The following is a 5,154-nucleotide window of genomic DNA, read 5'->3' as shown; positions in this document are numbered from 1 at the left end:
CGACAAGGGTGGGCCGTATCTGGCGCGCGGGGCCAATGATCTGGTGCCCACCGCCCAACTCCTGGACACCTACAGCCCGGAGATCTACTGCACCCTGAAGAACTATCACGACATCGTGCCGGTCACCGGGGCGTCCGAGGGCGGTTTCAACGGCTACTCCCTGAACATGAACACCGAGGCGCTGTCGGGCCTGGGCCTGGTGGCCAACCCGCTGTCCCTGGCCACCACGGCCGTGCTGACGATGGGGCTGGGCGGGATCGCCGGTGTGGTCGGCGGCGCCCCCAACCCCTACATCTATCCGGAGAACCTGCCGCGGGTGAACGCCCGCGGCGGCCCGGGCGGCGCGCCGGGCTGCTGGCAGAAGATCACGCGTGACCTGTGGCCGGCGCCCGAGCTGGTCATGGACACCGGCAACAGCATCGCGCCGTACAACCACCTCGACACCGGTTCCCCGTACGCGATCGAGTACGTCTGGGGCCGTCAGGTCGGCGACAACACGATCAACCCGTGAGTGCGATCCGTCGACACCCAGACGGCCCGCGTGCGGCCGCGCAAATGGACTCGGGCGTGTCGGCGCGGAGGAAGCGTTGCCCAGCTGTCCGACGAACGTGCGCATCAGCCCACGACACCGTGCTCGACGGCACTGCGGCGACTGGTGCGGGGGTCCTGGCAATCGGCCGCGCTACAACGGCGTCGCGCTATATCAGACGCCCGACAGATGGGCGACCCTCGCGGACTGACCCGCGCTCAGGCGTCGATCACCACGCGATCGCCTTTGGCCCGCGACACGCAGACCAGCATCTCGTCATCGCCCTCCGCGGCGCGGCCCCGGCGGTCGACCTCCCCGGCCAGCACTTTGACCTTGCAGGTCCCGCAGAACCCCTGCCGACAGGAGTATGCGGCGCCCGGGTCACCGTCGAGCATGACGCCCAGCGCCGAACGGTTCGCCGGCACGGCCAGCACCCGACGTGAGCGCGCGAGTTCGAGCTCGAACGGGGCGCCGTCGACAACCGTTGGGGGACTGAACCGTTCGTAGTGCAGCGGCGCGTCGGCGTGTTCGTCGCGTGCGGCGCGCACCGATTCCAGCAGCGGGATGGGCCCGCACACGTAGACCGCCGTCGTGGGCCCGGCCCCGGCGAGCAGGTCGGCTGCCGTGGGAATTCGGGCGCGCTCGTCGTCGGCCCACACGGTGACGCGCTCCGGGGCCACCGCCATCACCTCGTCCAGCAGCGGCATGTGGTCCCGGCTGCGTCCGGCGTAGACGGCGCGCCAGTCGATGCCACGCTGCTGCGCCGCCCGGATCATGGGCAGGATGGGTGTCACGCCGATGCCGCCGATCACGAACAGCACATCACGCTCGTCGGTGACGAGATGGAACGCGTTGCGGGGGCCCTCGAAGACCAGGGTGTCGCCGACGCCGTGGGCGTCGTGCATCTCGATCGAACCGCCGCCGCCGTCGGCGATCCGACGCACGGCGATGCGGTAGTCGGTGCGCCGCCCGGGCGGCCCACACAACGAGTACTGGCGCCGGCGGCCCGACGGCAACCGGACGTCGATGTGCGCGCCCGGGGTCCAGGACGGCAGCAACCCACCTTGGGTGTCGGCGAGCGTCAGCGCGACCACGTCGGATGTGAGCTGCTCGCGCCGGGTGACCACGGCGGTGTTGGTCCGCTGCGCCGGCACGACACGCGACGGTGTCCAGCGCGACGCCGACGCGAAGCCACCGAAGAGAACGCTCGCGCCCCAGAGAGCGGTGTACATGCGGTCGTGCCTGCGGCGGCCGTAGAGGTCCGCCGGCCTGCTGTGCCAAAGCATCGGTGTCACAACGAACGTCCTATCCCGGTCGTATGTCCGTTGGTGCGCGCGGCGACCCGGTCGACCCACTCGCCGGTCAGGCGCGCGACGACGTCGGGGTGTGAGGTCACCACCCAGTGGCCGCCCTCGATCGGAACGACGCGGCCCCCGGCCGGGATCGAGGCCGTGAACCGCTGCAGGGCCGGCGACACGAAGTAGTCCTGACGCGCCACCAGCACCTGCACGGGGACGCTGGTTTGCGGCAACTGCGCCGGTGGCGCCAGGACCGGCCCGGGCATGTTGGCCCGATAAAGGTTGAGCCCGTCGAGGTAGTCGCCGATCGACCGGTACCGCGCGCCGCGCCGAACCGCGGTGCGCGGGCGACCGATCCGTTCGACGGCCTCGAAAACCTTCACGGTCGCGCGGGTCCGGATCGCCAGTTCCGGTATCGCCGGGCACAGGAAGAAACAGATGTACATGGACGCCAGAACCTGTTTGGCGACGTCGGCGACCGCGCGGGGCGTGCGTGCCGACCGCAGAAACCTGCCCGCGTAACTCAGGTGCGGCCCGGAGATCGACGTGAAGGAGGCGACCTTGCCCGTCACCGTCTCGTCGGTGACGGCGGCCCAGCTCTGGATGGAGCCCCAGTCGTGGGCCAGCAGGTGCACCTCGCCGACGCCGAGACCGTCGATCACCGCGCCGACATCCGAAACAAGCTGCGGTAGAACGTATCCCGACCTGCCGGCCGGGCGCCCCGATTCCCCGGACCCGCGCACGTCGTAAGCCGCGACGTTGTAACGCCGACCGAGGTGTTCGGCGACCCCGTCCCACACGTGGTGATTGTCCGGATAGCCGTGGATGGCCAGGATGGTCGGGCGTCGCGTGTCGATCTCGGTGTAGGCGTGGACCGCCAGCGGTACGCCGTCCGCTGCAGTCACGGTGAGCTGGGTCATCGGTCCTCCGGAAAGTCAGTGCGCCGCGCGGGCCGCGGGCGATCTGGCCAGGTAGTCGACCGCGCGGCCGACGCCGCCCAGCTGCGACGGATGGAAGCTGGGCTTGTAGTAGGCGAGGATGACCCGCAGGAATTGGAAGGGCCCGGGCACCAGCGCACGGCGCGAGGCGCCGAAGTAATCGCGCCAGCGCGGCCTGGTCCCCGGCGGCAGGCGCGGGTCGACCGAGTACATGAACCGCACGCCGCGGATGAACAGCCACAGCAGGGTCGGCGTCACCAGCAGCTGGGTGCGCACCTGTCGCCAATATCCGGCGCGCAGATGCTTCATGGTGTCGAAGGCGACGGCCTTGTGTTCGACTTCTTCCGCGCCGTGCCAGCGCAGCAGGCCCAGCATCACCGGGTCGGTGCCGAGGGCGTCGTGTTGGGGGGTGTCGAGGACCCATTCGCCCAGGATTGCGGTGTAGTGCTCGAGGGCCGCGATCATCGACACGCGCTCGACCAGCCAGCTCTGCCGGCGCCGCGGGCTCCACCCCGGCCGGTCGCCGACCAGCTTCTGGAACAGCCACGCCATCTGGTTCGTGAATGGCTCCACATCAACGCCTTTGGCGGCGAAGTGCTCCATCACCCCCGAATGCGCCTGGGAATGCATCGCCTCCTGGCTGATGAATCCCTGTACGTCGCGGCGCAGTTGGTCGTCTCGGATCAGCGGTAACGCGTCCTTGAACGCCGCGACGATGAACTCCTCGCCGGCCGGCAGCAACAGGTGCAAGACGTTGCAGAAGTGGGTCGCGAAGGGCTCGCCGGGCACGTAGTAGAACGGCAATGTCGCCCAGTCGAATTCGACGTCGCGCGCCTGCAGGACCAGCCGCTCGTGATCGGGCGACGCCTCGCGTGGACCCGTCGCCCGGTCATCGATAGTGAACATCGTGAACTCCCCGGATTCGTCAGGCGATCCGTCGTTTCTCGGCCTCGTCCTGCCCGATCAGGCCCTCGCCGCGCAGGAACCGGACGAGGTTGTCGACCGTTTCGGCCAGCGCGGGTTCGCGCAGGCGGAAGTCGGCCCGATCGCGCGCCTGCCGGTAGCGGGCGTTGTCGTAGCGCTTGTCGCGCATCGCCGCGATCTTGCCGGACGAGCGGATGAGGAAATCGACCAGCGGGTACAGCGGGTCGCGCTGCCCGCACCTGCGGTCCATCTCCTCAACGAACGACGGGATGTCGTGATAGTCGAAGCGATACCCGTGGCGTTCGGACAGGATCCGCGTGACGTCCATGAGGTTGTAGTAGTCGTCCGCGGTCATGTTGAACACGGTGCCCGCCTCGGCGGGGAGGCCCATCAGTTCCACGATGTGCTCGGCGACCAGATCCGCCGGCAGCAGGCTGATCTGGTTGAGGGCGTTGACGGCCACGCAGTGCTCGATCATGAACGCCGTGCGGCGCACGAGGATGTCCTCCTGGCTGCCGAAGCCCGCGCCGGTCGGCGAGATGAGGGAGGGGCGGTAGATGCGTACATCCAGGCCCTGCCGCTGTGCGGACAGCACCAACTGCTCGGCGACCCACTTTGTCTGGGAGTAGCCGAAGTCCAGACCGCTCATCTCCTCGTTGGCGTCCCATTCCCCGACCACCGGCAGGGTGCTCCAGCCGTAGATGAAGGTGCTCGACACGAGGTGGAACGCCTTGCGGTGCGTGGTCATGGCCAGGCGCAACAACTCCCACGTCCCGGAGACGTTGGCGGGCCGCAGGGCGTCGTAGGTCCGGACGTAGTTGACCAGGGCACCGTTGTGGACGATGGCGTGGATGTTCTCCGCCAGCCACCGGAATTCCGCCTCGCCGATCCCCAGGCGCGGTTCGGACAGGTTTCCGCAGACCACCCGCACCCGCGCCCTGACCTCCGCCTCCAGCCCCGGAGACCACAGCCGGGCACGGTGCAGGGAGGCGACGATGCGGTCCAGGCCGTGCTCGGGATCCGTCGCGCGGATCAGCGCGTGGATGGTTTGGGAACCGCGTTCGAGCAAGCTGGACAACAGGAACGGCCCGAGGAAGCCGGTGGCGCCGGTCAGCAGGATGTCGGTCACCTCGCCCGATCGCGCCGGCGGGAGGGCCGGCAGCGGCAGTTGCGCGTCGGCGCGCATCTTGCCGGTCTCGTAGGCCTCGTAATCCTCGGCGATCTGCGCCAGCGCCCGCCGCAGGGCATCCAGCGGTTGCCCCGATGCGTCGCCGAATTGCCTTACCAGGTCGAAGAATTCGGCCACCGTCAGCCGTTGGAGCAGTCGCGTGTTGACCTCAGCTGCCAGCTCCCCGGCGCCGTGCTCTTCGAGCAGGGCCTGCAGGTCCCCGCGCAGCTCGGCCAACGCCAGCGAGTCGATGCCGAGGTCGGCGAAGGAGCACTCCTCCTGCCCGGTGAGGTCGTA

The 5,154-nt window shown here is 69.2% G+C and carries 5 protein-coding genes; 1 reads left to right on the top strand and 4 read right to left on the bottom strand.

Going from position 1 to position 5,154, the window contains the following annotated elements; genetic code table 11:
* Nucleotides 1–511: MCE family protein (locus AC2VOR_RS06680; RefSeq protein WP_486963435.1), on the top strand; the 511-nt coding region annotated here is incomplete at its 5' end.
* Between the two features lie 236 nt (nt 512–747).
* Here AC2VOR_RS06680 and AC2VOR_RS06675 read toward each other — a convergent pair.
* From AC2VOR_RS06675 to AC2VOR_RS06660, 4 genes are all read right to left on the bottom strand, one after another.
* Nucleotides 748–1,815 carry a PDR/VanB family oxidoreductase gene (locus AC2VOR_RS06675; protein ID WP_486963436.1) on the bottom strand — a complete coding sequence of 356 codons (1,068 nt, stop codon included), beginning with the start codon at nt 1,813–1,815 and terminating at the stop codon, nt 748–750.
* A 5-nt stretch (nt 1,816–1,820) separates the two neighbouring features.
* Nucleotides 1,821–2,747 carry an alpha/beta fold hydrolase gene (locus AC2VOR_RS06670; RefSeq protein ID WP_486963434.1) on the bottom strand — a complete coding sequence of 309 codons (927 nt, stop codon included), beginning with the start codon at nt 2,745–2,747 and terminating at the stop codon, nt 1,821–1,823.
* Nucleotides 2,748–2,762: 15 nt separating this feature from the next.
* Nucleotides 2,763–3,671 (bottom strand): metal-dependent hydrolase, encoded by a 909-nt coding sequence (locus AC2VOR_RS06665; protein WP_486963433.1) that lies wholly within the window; start codon nt 3,669–3,671, stop codon nt 2,763–2,765.
* Between the two features lie 19 nt (nt 3,672–3,690).
* Nucleotides 3,691–5,154: SDR family oxidoreductase (locus tag AC2VOR_RS06660; protein WP_486963432.1), on the bottom strand; the 1,464-nt coding region annotated here is incomplete at its 5' end.

Source organism: Mycobacterium sp. TH-M103 (assembly GCF_057473785.1).
Note: the sequence above shows the minus strand (reverse complement) of the source record. Positions and strands in the feature narration are given on the sequence as shown.